17 protein-coding genes and 1 riboswitch are annotated in these 23,971 nt (G+C 45.1%); of the genes, 8 read left to right on the forward strand and 9 right to left on the reverse strand.

From position 1 onward, the window contains the following. Nucleotides 1-234: 234 nt before the first annotated feature. From OCV36_RS12465 to OCV36_RS12475, 3 genes are all read right to left on the reverse strand, one after another. The gene (locus tag OCV36_RS12465; protein ID WP_135455480.1) at nt 235-417 is read right to left on the reverse strand and encodes a hypothetical protein; all 183 of its coding nucleotides are present in this window, start codon (nt 415-417) and stop codon (nt 235-237) included. Then, the gene (recC, locus tag OCV36_RS12470; protein ID WP_135455482.1) at nt 418-3,894 is read right to left on the reverse strand and encodes an exodeoxyribonuclease V subunit gamma; all 3,477 of its coding nucleotides are present in this window, start codon (nt 3,892-3,894) and stop codon (nt 418-420) included. It lies immediately after the preceding gene. Between the two features lie 127 nt (nt 3,895-4,021). Next, nucleotides 4,022-5,017, reverse strand: a complete 996-nt coding sequence (locus OCV36_RS12475; RefSeq protein ID WP_167853016.1) for a TDT family transporter — start codon at nt 5,015-5,017, stop codon at nt 4,022-4,024. A 162-nt stretch (nt 5,018-5,179) separates the two neighbouring features. Between OCV36_RS12475 and OCV36_RS12480 the strand changes: the two genes are divergently transcribed. The 5 genes from OCV36_RS12480 (at nt 5,180) to OCV36_RS12500 (ending at nt 9,473) form a co-directional block, all read left to right on the forward strand. After that, a complete protein-coding gene (locus OCV36_RS12480) occupies nt 5,180-6,076 on the forward strand; it encodes a LysR family transcriptional regulator (RefSeq protein WP_017074189.1) in 897 nt (298 codons plus the stop codon). Between the two features lie 88 nt (nt 6,077-6,164). Continuing rightward, nucleotides 6,165-6,458, forward strand: a complete 294-nt coding sequence (locus OCV36_RS12485) for a YebG family protein (RefSeq protein WP_135455484.1) — start codon at nt 6,165-6,167, stop codon at nt 6,456-6,458. A gap of 155 nt (nt 6,459-6,613) precedes the next feature. After that, nucleotides 6,614-6,698: riboswitch (Fluoride riboswitch) on the forward strand. Nucleotides 6,699-6,892: 194 nt separating this feature from the next. Continuing rightward, nucleotides 6,893-7,585 (forward strand): iron-sulfur cluster assembly scaffold protein, encoded by a 693-nt coding sequence (locus tag OCV36_RS12490; protein ID WP_135455485.1) that lies wholly within the window; start codon nt 6,893-6,895, stop codon nt 7,583-7,585. Nucleotides 7,586-7,609: 24 nt separating this feature from the next. After that, on the forward strand, nt 7,610-8,599 hold the full coding sequence (locus OCV36_RS12495) for a GGGtGRT protein (protein ID WP_017074187.1): 990 nt from the start codon (nt 7,610-7,612) through the stop codon (nt 8,597-8,599). A 232-nt stretch (nt 8,600-8,831) separates the two neighbouring features. Then, nucleotides 8,832-9,473 (forward strand): MarC family protein, encoded by a 642-nt coding sequence (locus tag OCV36_RS12500; protein WP_017074186.1) that lies wholly within the window; start codon nt 8,832-8,834, stop codon nt 9,471-9,473. Between the two features lie 72 nt (nt 9,474-9,545). Here OCV36_RS12500 and ushA read toward each other — a convergent pair whose 3' ends face one another. Next, complete coding sequence (gene ushA, locus OCV36_RS12505) at nt 9,546-11,246, reverse strand: bifunctional UDP-sugar hydrolase/5'-nucleotidase UshA (protein ID WP_135455487.1); 1,701 nt, start codon at nt 11,244-11,246, stop codon at nt 9,546-9,548. 502 nt (nt 11,247-11,748) lie between these two features. On the opposite strand from ushA, the gene dapD reads away from it, so the two are divergent. Continuing rightward, nucleotides 11,749-12,780 carry a 2,3,4,5-tetrahydropyridine-2,6-dicarboxylate N-succinyltransferase gene (gene dapD, locus OCV36_RS12510; RefSeq protein ID WP_017074184.1) on the forward strand — a complete coding sequence of 344 codons (1,032 nt, stop codon included), beginning with the start codon at nt 11,749-11,751 and terminating at the stop codon, nt 12,778-12,780. Nucleotides 12,781-12,891: 111 nt separating this feature from the next. Here dapD and OCV36_RS12515 read toward each other — a convergent pair whose 3' ends face one another. Both OCV36_RS12515 and purL read right to left on the reverse strand, forming a co-directional pair. After that, nucleotides 12,892-13,425 carry a DUF3332 domain-containing protein gene (locus OCV36_RS12515; RefSeq protein ID WP_102482338.1) on the reverse strand — a complete coding sequence of 178 codons (534 nt, stop codon included), beginning with the start codon at nt 13,423-13,425 and terminating at the stop codon, nt 12,892-12,894. Nucleotides 13,426-13,689: 264 nt separating this feature from the next. Beyond that, nucleotides 13,690-17,646: a phosphoribosylformylglycinamidine synthase gene (purL, locus tag OCV36_RS12520; RefSeq protein ID WP_135455489.1), complete on the reverse strand. Its 3,957-nt coding sequence runs from the start codon at nt 17,644-17,646 to the stop codon at nt 13,690-13,692. 329 nt (nt 17,647-17,975) lie between these two features. Between purL and mltF the strand changes: the two genes are divergently transcribed. Continuing rightward, nucleotides 17,976-19,544, forward strand: coding sequence for a membrane-bound lytic murein transglycosylase MltF (gene mltF, locus OCV36_RS12525; RefSeq protein ID WP_135455491.1), 1,569 nt, complete (start codon nt 17,976-17,978; stop codon nt 19,542-19,544). A 353-nt stretch (nt 19,545-19,897) separates the two neighbouring features. Beyond that, nucleotides 19,898-20,032, forward strand: coding sequence for a hypothetical protein (locus tag OCV36_RS12530; protein WP_261377644.1), 135 nt, complete (start codon nt 19,898-19,900; stop codon nt 20,030-20,032). Between the two features lie 81 nt (nt 20,033-20,113). Here OCV36_RS12530 and tadA read toward each other — a convergent pair whose 3' ends face one another. The 3 genes from tadA to OCV36_RS12545 form a co-directional block, all read right to left on the reverse strand. Then, the gene (gene tadA / locus OCV36_RS12535) at nt 20,114-20,665 is read right to left on the reverse strand and encodes a tRNA adenosine(34) deaminase TadA (RefSeq protein ID WP_102554256.1); all 552 of its coding nucleotides are present in this window, start codon (nt 20,663-20,665) and stop codon (nt 20,114-20,116) included. A gap of 139 nt (nt 20,666-20,804) precedes the next feature. After that, nucleotides 20,805-22,094, reverse strand: coding sequence for a hemolysin family protein (locus OCV36_RS12540; RefSeq protein WP_135455493.1), 1,290 nt, complete (start codon nt 22,092-22,094; stop codon nt 20,805-20,807). 232 nt (nt 22,095-22,326) lie between these two features. Then, nucleotides 22,327-23,889, reverse strand: a complete 1,563-nt coding sequence (locus OCV36_RS12545) for an AbgT family transporter (RefSeq protein WP_017074177.1) — start codon at nt 23,887-23,889, stop codon at nt 22,327-22,329. Nucleotides 23,890-23,971 lie beyond the last annotated feature (82 nt).

Here is a 23,971-nt window from a genome sequence, read left to right on the forward strand (position 1 = left end):
ACTGCCTTCTGATAAATGTGTTGTTACAAATGTGACCTAGCGTAGAAAACGTCATTCAATTTACGTCCTACGCCAATTTGTTAATAGTTAGTGCGATCTCTCTCACGGATCAATTCAGATCGCCTCGCTACTATGCGCCCACGAGTTCAGGAGCGCCTACGAGTTTTATACTCATGCGTTACTTTGAACCACAGAATAATGGTCCCTCTGACCTGTGGCCGTACAGCGAACGCCCTACACTAATAATGATTTACTGGCGGCCACTTTATTCCCTGTACCTTGCTTCTCTTCATCTTGATTCCCTTCACCTTGATTTCTTTCACCAGGAAAGTAAGCATCCCAAATGCTTAGCAGCGACTCTCTTTCGTCTTTCATTAATTCAGCGCACCCGTTATCGATCTTGCTGATCACAGCCACTTACTCCTGATCTTCCAGATCGGCAGAAGCCAACCTTGCCGCCTGCAGCACAAGTGTCGAATACATTCTCGACTGAGCAGCCAATTCATCGTCCCATTTAGGCCAGATTCGAGAGATGTAAGTATCTCTGCCCTCGCCCGTAAAGGCGAAGCTGTCATTAAAAGTATCGGCCATTTTCTTAAGGGACTTTTCTTCGTCATCGACCCACTTACCACGGCTAAAGCCAGCCTCAACGCCAGCCAATGCGGTTTTCGGGAAGTAAGGCAGTGGTGCTGTCATGCCTTGATAAAACAGTCGTACTAACTCAGCCAGCAAACTCTTCGCCTGAAGCGCATCGCCGATAGGTTGTAGCGTTTGGTGAACCACGCCTTCTTTTCTGTCGTAGCCAATAATATGTGTCGTTTTTCCGTGCCCCATCACTGCACAAGATAGATGATCAATCCACGCTGCCAAATAATCTTGAGAGCGTATTTTACCGCTACGGAAACGAACTAGACCCGATTGATAGTTTTGAGTTAACCAACCCATCAAACGAACAGGTTTGCCTTCGCCTAACACATCAAATTCGATATTCACTTCGAGATCTTGCTGCGGTGATCCGCTCACAAATCGAATCTCTTTAGCTAAGTCTTCCGCTTGAACACGATTGGTTTCAAATTCGATATCACCAAAGGCGCCGACCGGTAATCGGCCCTGTGCTTTTTGCTCAGAGACAAACAATCGAACCGCTTCGTCTGCGCCTTCAGGGTGGTCCAGTAACACTTGCAGCAAAGCATCCTTAAGTTGGAAACTCTCTAAACCATTAAGTACAAATGGCTCATCGTCTTCCATCACAGGAAGTGGCGGCTCAAACACCACTTTTAGACGGCGATTAAAGAAGTACTGCACTGGCAAACGCCAAAAACGCTGTAACTCAACCAAATCGAGTTCTAACGGGTACGTCGCACCCAACAAATAGTCATCTAAGGCGCGATTAAATTCACCACTGCGTTCACCTGAACGGTTAGCCGCAGGAAGCCATTCTTTGGCGTAACTCAGCACATGGCTCGCATCACCTTGAGTAAACGCAGCAGGGCTGAACGGTGTCATGGTGTGTTCAAAGCTGATCGCTTGAGTCAGGTTGATGCCTGAATCATCACTTGGTAAGGCTTGGTCGTCACTCAAACAGTAGTTCTGTTGGCAGTATTCAATCAACTCTGAAACCAATACCGACGGCACTCGCTCAGTATTATCTTGAATCGAACGGCCGACATAACTGATGTATAAACACTCTTGCGCCGACAACATTGCCTCTAAGAATAGGTAGCGGTCATCATCACGACGAGAACGGTCACCCGGACGAGTGCGCCCGTTCATCAAGTCAAAACCTTCTGGCGGCATTGAGCGAGGGTAAACACCATCATTCATACCTAACAAACAGACGGTTTTGAACGGAATAGAACGCATCGGCATCAAGGTACAAAAGTTAACTTGGCCAGCTAAGAATCGCTGGCTAATACGCGCGCCAGATAACTTATTATTGAGGTACTGGTAGATAATGCTTGGCGACAACTCTTGTTCATACAAGGCATCATCAAGCTGTTCATTCAGTTGCGAAAGTGCATCGCGAATCGATTTGAGCACCACCTCGCCTTCCAGTTCAACCGCAAAGAAATCATCAATCATTTGCAGCAAGGTTTCACGCCACATATCGATAGATTGTGTTTCAGTTAAACGTTGGCGGTAATGGGCAATACGATCAATAAAGTGCGCTAACTTACCAGCAAGTTCGGCGTTAATACCTTGAACTTCGTTATAAGCGGCAATCGGAGAGTGTTCAGTTTCAAATAAACCCGCAGAATCTGACATCGCATAGCCTAAAAGCATACGTTGAATACCAAATAGCCAAGTATTTTGCTCGGTCGCAGGCAAGTCAAATTCGGTTGCGGTAGAAGAGTCCACGCCCCAACGGATACCCGCCTCTTCAACCCATTGCTTGGCTTGCTCAAATTGAAACTCGTCAATACCAAAGCGTGCCATCATCGCAGGAATTTCTAATAGCTCTAGTAACTCAGAGGCCAAGCAACGCGTATTCGGTAGCGCGACCAACTGCATGAAGGCGGTCAGAATTGGGCTTTCTTGGTCAGCCGTTCTATCAGAGATCGAGTAAGGGATATAACGCTCACCCGGAGCATTACCAAATACCGCCTGAATCGCTGGGCTATAAGCATTAATGTCAGACACCATCACGATGATATCGCGTGGTTTTAATGTCGGATTGGCATCAAACATCGCCAACAGCTGATCATGAAGGACTTCAACCTCACGCATTGGGCTGTGACACGCATGTACGGTCAGAGATCGGTCGCCCAGTTCAACCACCTGTTTATGGTTACTGGAATCTAAGATGTGGTCGTCTTGATGCTCTTCTAACTGGAGAATATCGGCTTGCAGTTGATGCAGCAGGTTATCCCTCTCAACATCAATAAAGAACTCGTGCTCTTCGCTATCTGACTGAGACAGTAAGAGCAGGTTATCTCGGCCTAATTTTCCCATAGACGCAAGCAGGCTGTTACCTACGGCTTGGCTGATATGCAGTTCATCTTCAACATTGGCTTCAATGCCATCTTTCAATGGTGAAGCTTCGCCCTCTAATTGAGGTAAGCCATCGACCAGAGCAAACTGCTTACGGCGCTGGGCCTCGACTCTCGCCAAATATTTACGGTCACGAATATCACCCCAGTAATGCTGACAAGGGTTGGTAAACATTAAGTGCACATCTATCTGCTCACCGAGTGCTTTCAACGCATCCATGTAACGAGGTGGCAGCGACGAAATACCAAATACAAATAAGCGTTTCGGCAGATGCTGCAGTTGACCTTGTTGGTTGGCTAGCGCTTCAATGAAGTCATGGTACAAGTTACCACGGTGATATTTCGATTGACCTTGAGACAGGGTTTGATCATAGAGTGCTTGCCACAAAATTGGCTGCCAAGGGTGATCTTGTTGTCCTTCATCATCGACCAATTCAGCAACGGGTTCTCCTGCTTCCCACATCGCCATCCATTCAGGTCGATACACCAAGTATCCATCGAAGATATCGGCAATTTTCTCTGCCAATTGATACAGCTTCGAATCATCTTCGTCGTTTTCAAGATAGCGTTGCAGGGGTAAGAAATCAGGGTGGTCAAGCTTAGCAGGTAGCAAACTCATCAACTTCCACGTCATCGCTTCTTTGTTAAAAGCACTGCGTTTAGGTACATCAGGAAGCACTTGGGTAAACATATCCCAAATGAAGGTTGCAGGAAGGGGAAAGTCTATATTTGCTGCTACACCAAACTCTTTGGCGAGTTCCATCTTAAGCCATTGAGACATACCTGGGCTCTGAACCAAGATCTGCTCTTTTTCGAAAGGATTGGCTAAAGGATCACTTTTGATTAAGTGAACGAGAAGGATTTTTAAAGTATCGACTTTATTGGAATGGTAAACAGTAAACAAAGTGCACTCACGCTAATCTTGCCACAATATAAAGCCAGATTAGCATAAGTGCCGAGTTTGGATTAGGAATATAAGCTTATGAAATACTGAAAACTTAAGGTCCGTTTATCTTTTGAACTATTGCTTCTTACAATCTACTGCCTACCGCGCTTAGTACACGATGAGGTTTGTAATTCATGTAATAACGAACCGCAACATAACCCACTACAAACGTTGCCACAATCAATTCTAGATACGCTAGGTTGAAGACTTGATCCACATAGTGAGTTTCCACACCAACAGTTTGCATCCAAGCCGCCAATTTGAATAACGCCGTTGCACCAATCACGATTGGGAAGGTAAACGCCGCATAACCTGGGCTAAATGGCAGACGAAGTAGTTTGAAAAACGCAATGTAGATAATAAACGTCATTAACACTGCAATGCCAAAGAGTAACCCAATGATCACTGGCGAAGGATTTGCCGTCACCGTTAGGTAGCCTGCTAAAGATAAACTGGCTGGTGCCGCCATAATCGCAATCGTTGGTTTTGCTGCGTCAGGTACTTCATGAGAGAAGATCAAACGGTAGATCATGAGAGGTAGCATTACGGCATAAACCAATAAGCCAAAGACTAAAGTCGCATGAGCAACGGGTTCTAAGATCGGATTACCTGAAAAAGAAACGTCTGCCACGATAATACCGATTGGTGGTACAAACCAACTTGGCACCATGTGGTGAATCTCAAAGTTTTTAGCTCTGTGGTATAAGAAGCTCACCAAGAACACGACATGTAACGCTACCGAAGCCAACCACATTGCTTCTTGAAGAAACGGAGAGATTGGCGCCAACGAAGCAGACACCACCATACAACCCATCGCGAATGTGGGTACAACACTGCCGACAACAGGGTGAGCAAGGTCTTCACGTAATAAGTGACCGTGAATCAAAAATTTCACAGCTAAAACAAGAAGTAATACCGCCGCAATACCCGCACTGATCCACTGCACCAAACCCGGAGTGTGTAAAGTACCTTGTGCGACTAAAACACCATCCCAACACCAGCCTAAGCTTGCAATTGCGAGTGCTAACCCTGCCATGGGTGTTGGAGCTCCTGTTAATCTATATTTAATACGTTGAATCATGTCAGCCTCTCTTAAACTTAATTCACTAAACTTGTGAACTCATCAGCTTGTTGAAGCCATAATACGCTTGCGCTTCGTTAAACAATATCCAATTATATATAACAAGTGTTCATTAATTCTGAACGATATTCATTCCACCAGCAGTGCAAAACTAGGAATCTGATGGCTAATATTTCAATTAAACAACTCAAAGTGTTTGTCACCATTACCCAACATTCGACACTTACCGCCGCATCGGAAGCTCTGTTTTTATCAAAGGCAGCCGTCAGTATGGCACTGGGTGAAATGGAGAAACAGTTGGGTCACTCTCTATTTGACCGGGTCAACAACCGATTAATTCTCAATCAAGAAGGACAAAAGCTTCTTCCCTTAGCCGACGAGATTCTTCATCGGGCTGCTGGTATAGATGTTCTATTCCGCGATGACCAACCATTAAGTGGTAATTTAAAGGTCGGCGCGAGTGACACGATTGGTAATCAGGTGGCACCTTTTATTTTGTCAGGCTTTAGAGAGCGTACTCAGCATCAAGATCAGAGCTTGTTTATTTCAAACAGTGCGCTGATCTGCCAAAAGTTGGTGGATTATGAACTGGATATCGCGTTAATTGAAGGAAAAACACTCCATCCGGAGTTGATCTCTAGCCAGTTCAGTAGCGATGAAATGTGTATTATCGTTAGCAATCAACACCCTTTAGTGGCAAAAGACAAAGTAAATTTAAGAGATCTAGAAGGCAGCCATTGGATACTGAGAGAATCAGGTTCAGGCACTCGCGAGTTCTTCCTGCGTGCCGTCGCTCCTCGTATCGAACACTGGTATGAGTCATTTGAGCTCAATACCACCGAGGCGATCATCAATTCGGTTTCCGCCAATCTTGGTTTCGCGTGTTTATCCCGATTAGCAGCACAACGCGCGATTGATTCAGGCCGAGTGAAAGCACTCGATGTACCGCTCGACATGAAACGACGATTCTGGATGTTGGTGCACAAAGACAAATATCAAAGCCCGCTGTTAAAATCTTTCATGAGTTATTGTGAAGACTGGGCTACACATCAAGATTGAGGCCGCATAGTTCCGCCCTCAACTGGACTTTTCGCATCAGAAACTGTATAAAAAGCCAGTAAAATTTATCAAACTTAGAGGATTAACCATGGCTGTTATCGTCAAGTACGTGGTGGAACGCAACGGAGAAGAGAAAATGACTTTTACCTCTAAAGCCGAAGCTGACGCATACGACAAAATGCTGGATATGGCTGATGAGCTTTTTGAACTGTTAAGCAAAAGCGATTTAGTTGAAGATGAAGGCAAGCAAGAAGAACTTGCAATGTACCTAGCGAAGAATAAAGAAGAAGTTCTTTACGCATTAGGCGCTAAGCGTAAACCAGCTCCGAAAAAAGAAAAGAAACTTGAAGCTGTTGAAAACACAGAAGAAGATGCAGCGTAACTAGCTGACACCTTTCTAAAAAACGTCAATAACACCTCTAACCAGAGCCTATTATTGGCGTTTTTTTATACTTATCGAAATATAATGAAGCCGGTTTATAGTCGAAATCGCTCTAAACATTAGCTTGCACGAAAGTGTGATAAAGATCTAATATATAGACATCAGGTGATGGGGTTCCACCTAAGCTTTTGCTTCAACCGCCCGTTCTTTTCGAACAGTGCTAATGACTCCTACAGAATCGAAAACAGGTAATACTGTTGGACGTATCGCTATTCCTCCATTTTGAAATGGACTTAGTCTACTAAGACCAAGGTTCATGACACCTTTGGATTATCGATACTCAAGATCTGTAGTGAATTAGCCACACCTCTTCCAACACGTCCTGTTTTCTCAACGCCCTAGGTCTTAAATGACTCTAATAGTGAGAAAACATTATGCACTACTCTTCAGAAATTCAATCAATGTGCCCTATTCAAAGGGGTGATCTTCACACTTCAGCGCCAATTCCCGTTGAAGGCGCAATGGTTAGCCCAAAAGATGTCATCGCTATTTCTGGCTTAAGCCATGGCGTAGGCACTTGTGCACCACAACAAGGTGCAGCAAAATTAACGCTTAACGTAAAAAACGGCATCATCGAAGAAGCGCTAATCGAAACGATTGGCTGTTCAGGCATGACTCAATCAGCCGCGATGGCAGCCGAAATCCTCACCGGAAGAACCATTCTTGAAGCCCTGAATACTGACTTAGTATGTGACGCGATTAACGTAGCGATGCGCGAAATCTTTCTGCAGTTTGTTTACGGCCGTACTCAATCAGCTTTCTCTGAAGGTGGCCTAGAAATCGGCGCGGCATTAGAAGACCTCGGTCAAACACAACGCAGCCAAGTGGGTACTAGCTACTCAACCTCAGCGAAAGGCGTTCGTTACCTAGAGCTTGCTGAAGGCTACGTGACCAAACTTGCTCTTGATGATAACCGTGAGGTTATTGGCTACGAGTACCTCAACCTCGGCAAAATGATGACAGCGATTAATCAAGGTGTCACTGCCAATGAAGCAGCCGATCTTGCTATGGGTACCTATGGTCGCTTCGACGAAGCCGTTACCACTATTAACCCACGCCAACAGTAATTTTTGCCAATTTAGAGGAAAGATATGATGAACACTCAATTTAATGAATCTGTAAGTCGCGTATTGGCAGAAATGAACTTCGACTCTTTAGAGCAAGCGAACCAATACTGTCTATCACACAATGTAGACCCGAAAGCGTTAGTAATGGATACCCAGCCTATCGCGTTTGAAAGCGCTGCTGATGCGTACACCCTTGGTGCTGCACTAGCTCTGTTTCGTAAAGCGAGCAACGCTGAACAAGCCGCGAATATCATTGGCGAAGGCCTTCAAGCATTCACCAAACCCGGCAGTGTTGCCGAACAACGTAAAGTGGGCATTGGCCATGGCGCGCTCGCAGCTCGCCTTCTAAATGAAGGGAGCCACTGCTTTGCTTTTCTTGCTGGTCATGAATCTTTCGCCGCTGCAGAAGGTGCGATTAAAATTGCACTTAACGTCAACAAATCGCGTCAAACACCACTGAAAGTAATCTTAAATGGCTTGGGTAAAGATGCGGCTTACTTAATCTCTCGTATCAATGGTTTTACCTATGTACGCACTCAATACGATTACCAAACGGGTGAGCTTGTTGAAACAGAACGTCGCCGCTTCTCACAAGGCCCTCGCGGAGAGATCTTATGCTACGGTGCTGACGACGTACGCGAAGGCGTAGCCATCATGCACAGAGAAGAAGTAGACGTAAGTATTACAGGTAACTCGACTAACCCTACTCGTTTTCAGCACCCAGTTGCGGGTATCTACAAAGCGGAACGTACTCGTCAAAGTCTACCTTACTTCTCAGTGGCTTCAGGCGGCGGTACTGGCCGAACATTGCATCCAGATAACGTGGCAGCAGGCCCTGCGTCTTACGGCATGACTGATACCATGGGCAGAATGCACGCTGACGCTCAGTTCGCAGGTAGCTCTTCCGTTCCAGCACACGTCGCAATGATGGGCTTTATAGGTATGGGTAACAACCCAATGGTCGGTGCGACTGTGGCACTAGCGGTTGCCGTTAGCGAATCTCAAAACGCCTAACAGCAGAGCGGCGTGAGTCGAACTTGAGGAACCAAAAGAAATCCGTTAATTAAGAAACCGACAATAACGTACGAATAAATCTTTACACCTACTACTAAAACTAAACAGCCAGTATTAACCTGGCTGTTTTTCATCCATATTTGCTCTACTATCTATTCCTAATAGTTATTTATCTATAAGATTAAATACACCAGTCGCTAAGTATTTAACCCTATATTTTTAAAGGAATAATATGAAAGAGTTGATCATTCATACCATCACCGTGTTCATGGGCTTTTTTGCCATAATGAATCCCATCGCCAATACGCCGATCTTTTTAGGTTTAACGGCTGATAGCAATAGAGAGATGGTGAAGTCGATCGCTTTTCGCTCAGTGCTCATCGCCTTTATCATCGTGAGTACCTTTGCTATTTCCGGCAAGCTCATCTTTGATCTGTTTGGCATCACACTTTACGCACTGCGCATAACCGGCGGTATTCTTGTATTTCTTATTGGTTTTCACATGCTGCAAGGTGACTCGACACACGCCAAAGCAAAAGAGAAGGTCAATTCAGACGCGCAGCAAGATGCAGCATTGAGTATCGCGGTATCACCTTTAGCCATGCCTATACTGGCGGGCCCCGGCACCATTGCAACTGCGATGAACTTTGCCAGCACAGAGGGAATCTACGAGACCATTATTACCATTGTGGCATTTGGCCTCCTCTGCACCCTAACCTACATACTGTTTGTATTCGGTGAACGCTTCGTTAAAGCTGTCGGACCAAGTGCATTGAACGTGATAACCCGAATGATGGGTTTGATACTCGCAGTGATCGGTATGCAGATGTTGATTGAAGGGATTGAACAGGCTTATAAGGCGCTGTTTATCTAGTTAATACCTCGAAATTCCAATACAAAAATAGCCAGCTATTTGCTGGCTATTTTTTTAAGGCTTGTTTGTGAATTAGTTCGCTGGGCAGCCTTTCACTTCTAAACCATTACTCATATAGATTAGATCACCATCTGCTGGTGCGTACTGCGCGGCAGTGACATCAGGGTTATTAACAAAGAACTCGCGCAGCACAGCGGCATCCGTCAACTGCGTCGACTCAACATCAATTACTGGGTAGTCATCACCGCCAGCGGCACTAAAGCTGATCACGGAGAACGTGTAAGTGTCCGCTAAGTCAAAGCCTTTGCCATTGATATCTCTAATGGTCACATCACTCAAATCACAGTCGACGGTTAAGCTAATATTGTCGAGTTGGGCATAAGCGCCAGATCCTGCAGTCATCGTCGCAACAACGTCTAAATATGCTTTAACCTCAGCCCCTGTCATCGTTGCTTTAGTCACGAAGTTTCCGAAAGGTTGAACTGTAAGTACATCACGATAAGCGATATCACCCGCCGCAATTGAGTCACGAACACCACCAGAGTTCATCACACCAAAATCAGCATTAACTAATTTATAAGTGCGATAAGCTTCCCCTAACAAATGACCAAGGTTAGTTTGCTCAGATCGAACCACATTACGGTCACCTTCAAGCTTCGCATCGGTTTTAGAGATAATGACATCTAACAACTCTTGTCCCTGCTGCTGATACGCGGAAAGAGTAGCAATTACTGTTGAATTAGGTTCAATTTCAGATTGGATAAATTGGTAATCACCATTTTCATCCTTCTCTTTTAAGTTCACAGGTATCAGGTCGTACTTCGCTAAATGCAGCTTTCCATCGTAAAACTCAAAATCAGCTCTACCTACATATTTACCCCATTCGTGAGCTTGCATGATGTAGGTACCATTTTGCTGATCCGGCTTGCAGTCATCTCCCGGATTGAAATCAGCATATTCATTGCCTTCCATACAAACAGGATTTTGAGAGTGCCCGCCAATAATGGCATCTAACTGACCTTCTTCTAGAGAGCGAGCAAGCAACACATCGCCAGGCGCTTCACTACCATGCTGACCATCTGCGTAGTGCCCCATATGAGTCGTAGCAAAAATCAAATCAACCGTTTCATTGGCCTCAATTTCTTTTATGGCTTTTTTGATTTCGACTTGCGGGTCGGCAAAGTGAATCGTCGCGACGTTGTCAGGGTTAACTAATTTCGCCGTATCTTTAGTTGTCAGGCCAATAACCGCAACCTTTAAGCCATTGATGGTGAATACTTTATATGGAGAGAAAAGGCGTTCATCAGTAACTGTGTCTCCATCTTTGATATAAATATTAGCCGCTAGCATCGGGAAGTCGGCCAATTCCGCCTGCATATCTAACACATCCAAGCTATTGTCGAACTCGTGATTACCTAATGCCATCGCGTCGTAACCAAGAAGATTCATACCTACAAAATCTGGTACCGCGTCCTGCATATCAGACTCTGGCACACCAGTATTAATGTCGCCACCGGACAGTAGTATCGTCTCACCACCATTTTGAGTCACTTCTGCACGAATACTATCAATCAGCGTCTTACGAGCCGCCATCCCATACTCACCCTTACTGTTCTCCCAGAAGCGGCCATGGTTATCGTTAGTATGCAAAACAGTAAATTTGGTACAAGAGTCCGCGGTGTCACACGTCACCGTGATGTCGTCATTGTCCGAACCACAGCCAACCATTGCTACACCGATAGAGAGCACCAGTAAAGACTTAGTAAAATTCATAGAAGATCCTTTATTAATCGTTTTAATGTCGTTATGGCTGGAAATATACTTATATATTGAAGGTTTTTAGTGATCCTTCTCTTAATTACACTGCTGATAATTTGAGTATTTACCCTAACTTTAAGCACAAGCGATTAATCAACATAATTCGATTAATTCTTATAATAAACATGAATTTATAAAGAAAATGTGACTAGCTCTATTGATACTGCGAACAAAATAGATAGCTCTAAAGAGTGTCGAAAATGAAAACGAAGTTGTACTAAGTGGCTAATGTAAGCACAGTGACATGATGCCCACGGAGTAATATCCGGAAAATAAAAACTATCGCTAAAAAGACAAGCAATATCATTTTACAGACTTTATCCCGATACGCCCTTTCATATCGAGGGCGCTCTCTTTATGATGAACGCAATTAAATTAACTTTGCTAACGGCAGCACTCATTATTCGAGTCACTGCTATGAATGGCAAAATCAAGACTCAACACATGGAGATTCAACATGGCTTACTTTTCACTAGCCTTCGGTACGGCAACCAAAAACCGCGACAATAAAATCATTGAAGCGTTCTTCCCTAACCCACGTCTAAACCCAAGCGACGCTCTTGTAGCGGCTGTGGCTAAAGTGTCAGGTTACTCTGAAGGCAACCAAGCTATCGAAATCTCTGCTGCACAAAGCGCAGAACTAGCGAAAGCATTCGCAGCAAACGATGATGCAGCAAACGCATCTTTCGCAGAAAAAGCAGCAGCGTCTGAACAGCCACTTGTTCTTGTTGTTCTTGCTACTGACGAGAAGCCAGCATCTGTTGCTGAAGGCTTCCTAAAGTTACAACTTATCTCTAACCGCCTAGTACAACCACACGGTACAGTACTAGACGGTATCTTCGGTCTGCTGCACAACATCGCATGGACAAACGAAGGTCCTATCGACCTTCCTGAACTAGCTGAGCGTCAAATCGAAGCTCGCCTTGCGGGTCGCGCTCTGTCTGTAGATTGCGTAGACAAATTCCCTAAAATGGTAGATTACGTGGTACCAACAGGTATTCGTATTGCTGATACTTCTCGTGTTCGTCTTGGCGCACACGTAGGTGAAGGCACAACAGTAATGCACGAAGGTTTCATCAACTTCAATGCAGGTACTACTGGCGTAAGCATGGTTGAAGGTCGAATCTCTGCGGGTGTTGTTGTGGGTAACGGTTCTGATATCGGCGGCGGCGCTTCTATCATGGGCACTCTGTCTGGTGGCGGTACTATGGTTATCTCTATCGGCGAAAACTGCCTACTAGGCGCAAACGCGGGTCTTGGCTTCCCAATGGGCGACCGTTGCACGGTTGAGTCTGGTCTTTACGTGACTGCGGGTACTAAAGTTCGCATGCTAGATAAAGAAGGCAACGAAGTAGAAATCATTAAAGCCCGTGACCTTGCTGGCGTTTCTGACCTTCTATTCCGTCGTAACTCGATTACTGGCCAAATTGAATGTCTTGCGAACAAGTCTGCTGTTGAACTGAACAGTGAGCTACACAGCAACAACTAATCTATGCTCTAGATGCTAGATGCTAGATGCTAGATGCTAGATGCTAGAAAATACGAAGCCGCTGGGGTTAAATCCAGCGGCTTTTCTTTTATCTATATCAAACTGAAAGCGTTACGCTTTCTCGGCTGCTAACTGCTCAAGAGCTTGAATCGAAGTCTCTGAAACCAATGTTCCATCCATGTAGTAACTGACCTTGTCACCATCACGAACCCCCGTCAGAACAGCCTTCTCGCCATCGTTATAGGTGATGTCCATTTGAATGGTGTTCTCATCGATCTGTTGCATCTCACCCCATTCAATATGGCGATTATTGAACCCAAGTGGTGCATCTTTCAGTGAATCGTCAAGGCTATCGTTCACATCAATCATAGTATCGACTTTACTATCGAAGATATGAGGCGCGCCAGTCAGTGGGTTTTTCCCTGCCCAGAATTCGATCGAGTTAAATACGATGTAATCGGCTGCGAATGTTAAAGCGTAAACTGGAGCAAGCAAGAAGTTGACCCCTGCACGAGCGTAACGGTTATCTACAACCTCGACGTTGAACTTCATTAATTTCCCAGTAACGGCGTTACTACCGACACACCCAGCTAACGACATGACAATCGCTGCCACTGCAACTGCTTTTGTAATTGTTGTTTTCATAGATCCCTCTTATGCCACGATGATTGATTCAGTTTTTGAACGGCCAAATTGAATTGTTCTTGTATGAATACAAGAAATGATGGCCTAACAAATTGATTCCATAACATTTAGCGTAGTGGAGATTTTTAGAACAGCAAACTGCAAACCTAATTTGTTTCGCTCTGGTTCCTGAAGAGTTGCCAATAAAAAAGCGCAGACCTTTCGATCTGCGCTTTTCGTTTTTGCTTAACCTAGCCTAGATTAATGCGGCCTGTAAGAAAGTGATTAACCCACATTCTTACGAGCGTTTTGGAACATACGCATCCAAGCACCATTCTCGCCCCAACCTTCTGGAGACCAAGAGTTTGCAACCGTGCGGAATACACGCTCTGGGTGAGGCATCATGATAGTCACGCGGCCATCCGTGGTCGTTAGACCTGTGATAGCGTTTGGCGAACCATTCGGGTTGTTCGGGTATTGCTGCGTTTGGTTACCGTTGTTATCAACGTAACGTAGTGCAACCGTTCCTGAGTTTTCAATCGCGTTTAGGTGGTCATTGTCACGTACTTCTACGCGGCCTTCTCCGTGAGAAACAGCGATTGGCATACGAGAACCTTCCATACCATTGAAGAACACAGAGTCAGACTTCTGAACTTCAACTAGGCTGAAACGAGCTTCAAAACGCTCTGATTCGTTACGAACGAAACGTGGCCAGTACTCTGCACCCGGGATGAGCTCACGCAGGTTAGACAACATCTGACAACCGTTACACACACCTAGAGAGAAAGTATCTTCACGCTTGAAGAAGTTTTCAAATTGGTCACGAGTAGAGTCGTTAAACAGAACCGATTTAGCCCAACCTTCACCAGCGCCAAGTACATCACCGTAAGAGAAGCCACCACAAGCCACAAGGCCGTTGTACTCTTCTAGTACCGCTTGACCCGTTAGGATGTCGCTCATGTGAATATCAGTTGCTTCAAAGCCTGCACGGTCGAATGCTGCCGCCATTTCAACGTGAGAGTTAACACCTTGCTCACGTAGAATCGCCATCTTAGGCTTAGCGCCTGTGTTTATCATAGGAGCATTGATATAAGGCGCTGCAATGTCTTCGTTTACATCAAAGCTTAGGCTAACGTTCAGACCTGGGTCTGAGTTATCTTTCTTCGCTTCGTGCTCTTGGTCTGCACAGATTGGGTTATCACGTAGACCTTGCATCTTATGCGTAGTTTCAGCCCAGATAGTACGTAGTTCAGTACGGTTACGCTGGATTACAACGTCTGCGCCTGACTTAATCACTACTTCATCTGATGCTTCCCCTTCACCAACAACAGAGCCAATCACATGTGAACACGCTTCTAGGCCGTTCGCTGCAAGAGTAGAAAGTACTGCATCTAAGTCGTCGTTGCGTACTTGGATTACTGCACCTAGCTCTTCGTTGAAGAGTGCTGCTAGTGTGTCTTCACTATTCTCTGATGCAGATAAAAGCGCTGCAATATCAGCGTTAACACCACAGTGACCTGCGAACGCCATTTCAGCTAGCGTTACGAATAGACCACCGTCACCTTTATCGTGGTAAGCGACAACTTGGTCGTTTGCTACAAGCGTTTGAACGCCTTCGTAGAAGCCTTTTAGTTGCGCTGCGTTGTCTACATCTGCTGGCTTATCACCAAGCTGCTTGTAAACCTGTGCAAGTGCTGTTGCACCCATGCGGTTTTTGCCGTTACCTAAGTCGATAAGAACCAGTGACGTGTTGCCTAGTCCTTCAAGGTTATCAGGGGTGCGTAATTGAGGAGTAATCGTCTTACGAACATCTTCAACACGTGCAAACGCAGTGATAACAAGAGATAGCGGAGACGTGACTTCTTTCTGCTCGCCGTTCTCTTCCCACTTAGTCTTCATCGACATTGAGTCTTTACCCACTGGGATAGTTAGACCCAGTGCCGGACATAGCTCTTCACCCACCGCTTTAACCGCTTCGTAAAGACCTGCGTCTTCACCAGGGTGACCCGCTGGAGACATCCAGTTAGCCGACAGTTTAATATGTTTGATATCACCGATGTTAGTCGCTGCAATGTTAGTAATGGCTTCACCAACCGCTAGACGAGCAGATGCTCCGAAGTCTAGAAGTGCAACCGGAGTGCGCTCACCAAGAGACATCGCTTCCCCGTGGTAAGTGTCGTAGCTTGCTGCAGTTACCGCGCAGTTCGCTACTGGTACTTGCCAAGGGCCGACCATTTGGTCACGAGCCACAAGGCCTGTTACCGAGCGGTCACCGATAGTAATAAGGAATGTTTTCTCTGCAACCGTTGGTAGGCGTAGAACACGATCAACCGCTTCGTTTAGTTCGATACCAGAACGGTCAATCGCAGGATTGTTTGCTTTTAACGTTTTCGCGTCACGGTGCATCTTAGGTGTTTTGCCTAATAAGATGTCCATTGGCATGTCGATCGGCGTATTGTCGAAGTGTGAATCTTCTAATTTAAGGTCACGTTCTTCTGTTGCTTTACCAACAATCGCGAATGGAGCGCGTTCACGCTTACAAATCGCTTCGAACGTTGCTAAGTCTTTATCTGCAACCGCCATTACATAACGTTCTTGAGATTCGTTACACCAGATTTCAAGCGGGCTCATGCCTGGTTCATCGTTTGGTACATCACGTAGGTTGAAGATACCGCCACGTTCGCCGTCATCGACTAGCTCAGGAAGTGCATTCGAGATGCCGCCCGCGCCCACATCGTGGATAAATGCGATTGGGTTCGCATCACCAAGCTGCCAACAACGGTCGATAACTTCCTGACAACGACGTTCCATCTCTGGGTTTTCACGTTGTACAGAAGCAAAATCTAAGTCTTCAGAAGAAGAACCAGAATCCATTGAAGATGCCGCACCGCCACCAAGGCCGATGTTCATTGCAGGGCCACCCAATACGATTAGGCTCGCACCTACTGGGATCTCTTTCTTCTGAACATGATCATCACGGATGTTACCAAGGCCACCGGCCAGCATGATTGGCTTGTGGTAACCACGTACTTCTTCACCGTTATGAGAGTTAACTTTTTCTTCGTAAGTACGGAAGTAACCTAATAGGTTTGGACGACCAAATTCGTTGTTGAATGCTGCGCCACCTAATGGGCCTTCTAACATGATATCCAACGCAGTTACGATACGGCTTGGCTTACCAAAATCAGTTTCCCAAGGTTGTACGAAGTTAGGAATTTTTAAGTTAGATACAGAGAAAGCAACCAAACCAGCTTTTGGCTTACCACCAATACCAGTTGCGCCTTCATCACGGATTTCGCCGCCTGAACCTGTTGATGCGCCCGGCCACGGAGAGATTGCCGTTGGGTGGTTATGCGTTTCAACTTTCATCAAGATGTGTGTTTTCTCTTGGTGGTAGTTGTATTGGCGAGTTTCTGGATCTGGGAAGAAACGACCGACTTCAGAACCTGTCATTACCGCTGCGTTATCTTTATAAGCAGACAGAACGTGTTCTGGTGTCGTTTCAAAGGTGTTCTTAATCATCTTGAACAATGATTTTTCTTGCTTAACGCCATCGATAGTCCAATCAGCGTTAAAGATCTTGTGACGGCAGTGCTCTGAGTTTGCTTGTGCAAACATCATTAGCTCGATGTCAGTCGGATTGCGGCCAAGCTTCTCAGTGAAACTTTCAAGAAGGTAATCAATCTCATCTTCTGCAAGCGCAAGACCTAGGATAACGTTTGCTTCTTCAAGCGCTTTACGCCCGCCAGTAAGAAGGTCAACTTCCGCATAAGGAATAGGCTCAGCAACTGTGAATAATGCCGCCGCTGATTCAAAGTCAGTGAAAACAACTTCCATCATACGGTCGTGCAGAATCGCTTTCAGCTCAACAAGTTGAAGCTCAGAAAGTTCAGAAGAGGTTTCAATGTAGAAAGCAGTACCGCGCTCTAGACGTGACACTTTAGCCAGTCCACAGTTGTGTGCGATATCAGTTGATTTTGAAGACCAAGGCGAGATAGTGCCTGGGCGTGGCGTTGCAAGCAGCAATAAACCTTCAGGCTCATGCTCTTCAATCGTTGGACCGTAAGTCAGTAGCTTTTCTAGCTTCTCAACTTCAGACTCATCTAGCTCTGCCGTTAAATCAGCAAAGTGGGCAAACTCAGCGTAAATACCTGTTACAGGTAAGCTTAATTCACGACAAAGCTCTAAAAGCTTGTTAACACGAAACTCAGATAGAGCTGGGGAGCCACGCAAAATTCTCATGTGCTTAGGTCTCTTATGCAGTTGATTAAGGTAGTATTGGAATAAATTCAGTGGGTTATAGGAACAACCTAACTGTTTTCTTCGAAGCTATTCCCGAAGGTTGCCAAACCTATGCCGATTCCACCTCTTCAATGCGAGCGCATTATAAAGCATTTCTTTTTGTGACGTAACACCAAAAGCAACCGTTTGCGTTATTTTTTTTATCTTTCTGTGTAAATGTTAGTTTTGCTGCATTAATCACCACTTTTACAACTGTTTAATTAAACCTGCTTTGCCAGCCATGCGGGGTTTGGTATAAAGGGGCTTCCACTTTTTGAGATTTCATTTTGATGCCTAAATTTACGCTCATCTTTTCGTCTAAATTTCTTCTGCTCGCTATCGCTCTGTTTGGGCTAACTGGGTGCCAGATTGAATCTGAACCTAAAAGTGTTCTTGAGCAGATACGAGATCGCGGCGTTCTTCGTGTCGGTACCTTGAATAACCAACTCTCTTATTATATTGGTCCTGATGGCCCTGCTGGTTTGGATTACGAGTTAGCTCGTGAGTTTGCAGAAGAGCTTGGTGTAAAGCTTGAGATCAAACCAGCTTACCGCTTATCCGGCCTATTCCCTGCGTTAAAGAAAGGCGAGATCGATCTGATCGCGACTGGATTAACGCAAAACAGCAACCTAACACGAGCTTATCGCGCGGCGCCTGCTTATTACTATGTAAGCCAGCAAGTGGTGTATAAAAAGGGACAATGGCGTCCAAGAAATCTAGAACAGCTGATCGCGTTTGAGAATGAACGTCAGGAAGAGTTTGTGAAAGCTCAAACTGAATCAAAAGAGTCTCCATCAAGTGAAACGTTGACGCCGTCTTTGGTTGTAGTGAAGGACTCACATTTTGAGCCAACACTCAAACAACTACAGAGCACTCACAATGACTTTATCTACGATGCGGTAGGTAATGCCGACATCAATGATCTGCTAAAAGAAGTATCCACGGGAGAACGGCTGTTTACCGTTGCAGACTCAATTGAGCTTTCTTTGGCACAACGTTTATACCCTGATGTCGCACTTGCTTTCGAACTAACAGAAGACCAACCTATCTCTTGGTACTTAGAGAGATCAGAGGATGAAAGCCTTTATGCGTTACTGATCGAATTTTTCGGTAACCTGAAACAGTCTGGTGAGCTAGCATCGTTAGAAGAGAAATACATCGGCCACATTGGCACTTTTGATTATGTCGATACTCGTGCATTCATCCGTGCACTAGATAGCAAACTACCAAAATGGTCCCCGCTATTTCAACAATACTCGCAAGAGTTTGATTGGCGCTTAATCGCTGCTTTGGCTTACCAAGAATCCCACTGGAACCCCGTTGCTCGCTCACCAACCGGTGTTCGAGGCATGATGATGTTGACGCTGCCAACCGCAAAGAGTGTTGGTGTGACCAATCGTCTCGACCCGAAACAGTCGGTACAAGGTGGCGTGGAATATTTACGTCGTATCGTGAATCGAGTTCCTGACTCAATTACCCAACATGAAAAGATCTGGTTTGCTCTCGCTTCATATAACGTAGGTTATGGCCACATGATGGACGCACGTCGCTTAACTAAAGCACAAGGTGGTGATCCTGACGCTTGGGGTGATGTGAAAGATCGACTTCCTCTCCTAAAGCAGAAGAAATACTACAGTAAAACTCGTTACGGGTATGCGCGTGGTGATGAAGCAAGGAATTACGTTGAGAACATTCGCCGCTATTACCAGAGTATTATTGGTCATGTTAATAAGCGTGATAAAGAGGAAGAAGCCAACCTTGAAGGTTTAGTGGTTATCCCACCTTTAGAGATCTCAGGCGCAGAATCAACAATCAGTGCGGCCGAATCCGCTGTGAATGACTCTGAGTCCTCCAAATAAATGAAAAAGAGCAATGCCACATAGCATTGCTCTTTTTTTTTGCTAAGAGGTTCGTGGCTAGATTCAGCAATTAAGTTGATAACGTGACCGTTAAACTTCAAGTGTCATATTGCAGTAACAATCGAACTTTATAACGACACACCACAGATACATTATGCTTTGTTGTATTCAACTACTGGTCTTGGGGCGGCGTTTCTTACTTACGATGTTGGCTATTATCATGATGACTGCGAAAAACAATATGACAGCAAACGGAACGCCAGGTTCGCGACAAAGCTCATAAACAAATAACCACTATAATTAAAACTGAAGTCATAATTACATAGCCAGACGACAAATAGGAAATCGTTGAAATGATGAATAAAAAACTGAAATCGAAGCGCCTTGATAAGACCGTTGCTGCAAACCGTCGTAAGCGCATGCTTTCAAACAATAAGAAAAAGATCATTTGGCGCAACCGTGCTTTCATGCAAATGCTTACTGAGTAAATATAATGACCAAGTAAGTTTTTCCGCGGTACTCTTGTTATTGAGGGTGCCGAAAGCTTCTTGTCTCATTTAAGTTTAGGTTTACTTCCGCTTTCCAGCCTGTTGCTCTTCTTCTAAAAGCTGTTCTTGTTGCAAACGTTCAAGCTTTCGCTTTTCTTTTATCTCTTTTCTACGACGTTTAAAAAATGCCTGTAACTGTTCGCGACATTCCTGCTCCAATAAGCCACGTTCAACGTCGGCATAATGGTAAGAGGCTTGGCTTTCAAATAAGTTAAGTACAGTACCCGCTGCGCCCGCTTTTAAGTCAGGTGCTCCAAACACAATGCGCTTTACTCGGCTGTGCAACAACGCACCAGCACACATAGGGCATGGTTCTAAAGTGACGTACAACGTCGTATCCAGTAAACGATAATTTTCCAAAGCTTGGCCAGCTTTACGCAAGGTTTCTATTTCCGCATGCGCTGTGGCATCGTGGCTGCCAATTGAACGGTTCCAACCTTCAGAAATAATCTCCCCCTCTTTCACCAACACGGCACCAACGGGAACCTCTCCCTCTTTCTCTGCTTGCTTAGCAACCTCGATGGCGCGTCGCATGAAGATTTCATCTTGAGGGCTAAATTGATGGTCTGACAAAGGAGGACTCCGAAAAAAGTAAAAGGTAAAAACAAAAAATAGGTATGCGACGAAGCATACCTAATCTTGGTGATTATGAACAATAAAGAGATAACGAACAACAAGCGCGGGCTTGTTCGTTAAATATCTAGCGGCTTATCTAACTAACAGCATCGCCTAGCTCATTGACTATTTTTGTCGCTTTAACACTCACAATTCGATTATTTTCTACAGAGATAATTTCGAACTGCCATTGTTGATATTGAACGACTTCGCCAATATCAGGTAAGCGACCAATCAACCATGTAACTAAACCGGTCAAAGTTTGGAAACCTTCCTTCTCACCTCCTAAATCTGATAGCTCTAAACGATTCTTCAGTTCGCTGATAGGGATTAACCCATCCACTAGCAAGCCATCTTCAACTTCCTCTGTCCACAAATCTTGAGGGTTATTGGATAGCTCCCCTGCAATCGCTTCCAGAATGTCATAGTGCGTTACAAGACCTTGCACATCCCCATATTCATCAACAATGAATGCCATCTCCGTACCTGACTCTTTAAAGTAGCTCAGTAAGCGCAATGCCTTCATCGATTCAGGAACATAGATCGGCGACTTAGACAGCCCCATGATGACTTGAATACTTAAATTGCCCGCCTGATTCAGCAAGGCTTTGGACGACACCGTACCGACCACTTTATTGAGGTGATCTTGGCACAATGGAAACACACTGTGCTTTGATGAACGCAATTTCTTTAGCAGCTGCTCAACCGGTTGGTCGATATCGAGAAAATCGACATCTCGGCGAGGGGTCATCAAAGAACTCACCAGGCGATCATCAAGCTGCAAGATATTACGAATCATCTCTTGCTCGCCGCGCTCAATCACTCCAGACTCTGAGCCCTCTTTTACAAGTGCATGGATATCGTCTTCAGTAACACTATCCTCTTCGCCACTGCGCCCCATCAACTTTAAGATGCCTTCAGTTGACGCAGACAACGCAAATACAAACGGCGTCGCAATTCTAGATAACCAAAAAATAGGCAGGGCCACCAACACAGCAATGTTCTCCGCTTGAGACTGAGCGAAACGTTTTGGCACCAACTCGCCTACAACAATGGCGAAGTAAGTAATACCCACAACCACAACGGCGGTAGACAGGATATTCGCTTGTGTTGGATCGAATCCCCACAGTTCAAGTTGAACCGCGAGTGGAGCTGATAACGTAGCCTCACCGACAATACCGCTGAGTAGGCCGATTACTGTGATACCGATTTGAATGGTTGAAAGGAAGCGGGTTGGATTTTCTTTGAGCTCAAGAGCAATCTGAGCGGAGCGATGCTTTTCGGCTAAGCGTTTCAGCCGACTATTTTTTGCTGCTACCAATGCAATCTCTGACATGGCAAACAGACCATTTAAAACAATTAACCCTACTAAAAGCAGAATCTTCATGTGGTTTGGATTTCCTAATTTTACCGGCCAACAATTAGCCGTGATCCGGAGTATAAGCTGAGTGCCTTTATTTTGAATATAAAAAGTTTTGGATATAGAAAGTTTTGAATATAAAAAGTCTTGGATATAAAAAGTAGGAAAAAGATAGCGAAAAAAAGCCCGCACATTTCGGTGCGGGCTTCGATGATTTTGTCTTACTGACTTTTGCTTTTCTTACTTAGCTTTACTTATCTTACATTGTGTAAGTGTAAGGAGCTTGGATACCTAGTGGGATACCAAGAGCCCAGTAAGCTAGCAAGAAGATAGACCAACCGATTAGCATAGCAATCGAGAATGGCATCATTAGAGAAGCTAGAGTACCGATACCTGTCGACTTAACGTAGCGTTGACAGTAAACAACAACCAGTGGGAAGAACACCATTAATGGAGAGATGATGTTAGACACAGAATCGCCTACACGGTAAGCCGCTTGAGATAGCTCAGGAGAGATACCTACAACCATTAACATTGGAACTAGGATAGGGCCAATCAGTGCCCATTTTGCAGAAGCTGAGCCGACAAGAAGGTTAACTGATGCCGTTAGTAGAATCATACCTACAACGGTAGCTTCACCCGGAAGATCCATTGCTTTCAGGCCTTCAGCACCGTAAAGCGCTAGCATTGTGCCAATATTCGATTGAGCGAATGCAGATAGGAATTGAGCACAGAAGAACGACATTACAATGTATGCGCCCATCGTTGCCATCGTCTCTGACATTGCTTTGATAACATCATTGCTGTTCTTAAAAGTACCCGCTACACGGCCGTAGACGATGCCTGGAATAATGAACAGAATGAAGATCAGAGGAACGATAGACTTCATTACTGGTGCTGAGAACGCCGTTAGCTCACCTTCAGGCGAACGAAGTGCTGAGTTTTCAGGAACCAAAGCTGCGATAAGCAAACCAATACCTGCCACCATTGCCCAACCCGCGAATTTGAATGCTTTAGATTCAATCGCTGTGAACGTACCTAGATCCGGTGCTTGTTCAGCATCTTCATCTACTGGTGTTTTTGCAAGACGAGGTTCAATGATCTTCTCTGTCACGTACCAACCGATACCAACAATGAGAACTGAAGACAAGCCAGTAAAGAAAATGTTTGCTAGAGGGTTAACCACGTATGCAGGGTCAAGAACGTTTGCCGCTGTTTGAGTGAAGCCTGCTAGTAGCGGGTCAATACCTGAAGGAATGAAGTTCGCTGAGAAACCACCTGATACACCAGCAAACGCTGCTGCAATACCCGCTAGAGGGTGACGACCCGCTGCGTGGAAGATGATACCGCCAAGAGGGATTACTAGAACGTAACCTGCATCTGCCGCTGTGTGAGACACGATAGCAACAAGGATCAGCATTGGCGTTAATAGCTTAGCTGGCGTGAAGTTAAGCATCTTCTTAAGGCCAGTCGTAATGAAGCCTGAAGAATCTGCAACGCCAACACCTAGCATAGCAACAAGTACGATGCCTAGAGGTGCGAAGCCTGTGAATGTGGTAACCATATTCGCTAGGAAGCTAGCAAGTGCTTCACCAGTTAGTAGGTTGTTAACTTCTAGAGCAGCACCCGTTTGAGGGTTGATTAGGTCGAATGAAAGATTCGACAAAAGTGCAGATGCTACCCATACAATAACTAGAGCCCAGAAGAACAGAATTGCTGGATCTGGAATTTTGTTGCCGGCGCGTTCAATGAAGTTTAGAAAGCGATCCATTCCACTGATTTTCTCAGTCGACGGTGCTTTTTTTACGGCTTGGTTACTCATGGTAACTCCATATGTGATGTTGTTTGTTTAAGCCTAATATAAGTTTTGACCATGGCCTATTGGTACAGCACATATTCTATTA

Source organism: Vibrio echinoideorum (genome assembly GCF_024347455.1).
Classification (GTDB): domain Bacteria; phylum Pseudomonadota; class Gammaproteobacteria; order Enterobacterales; family Vibrionaceae; genus Vibrio; species Vibrio echinoideorum.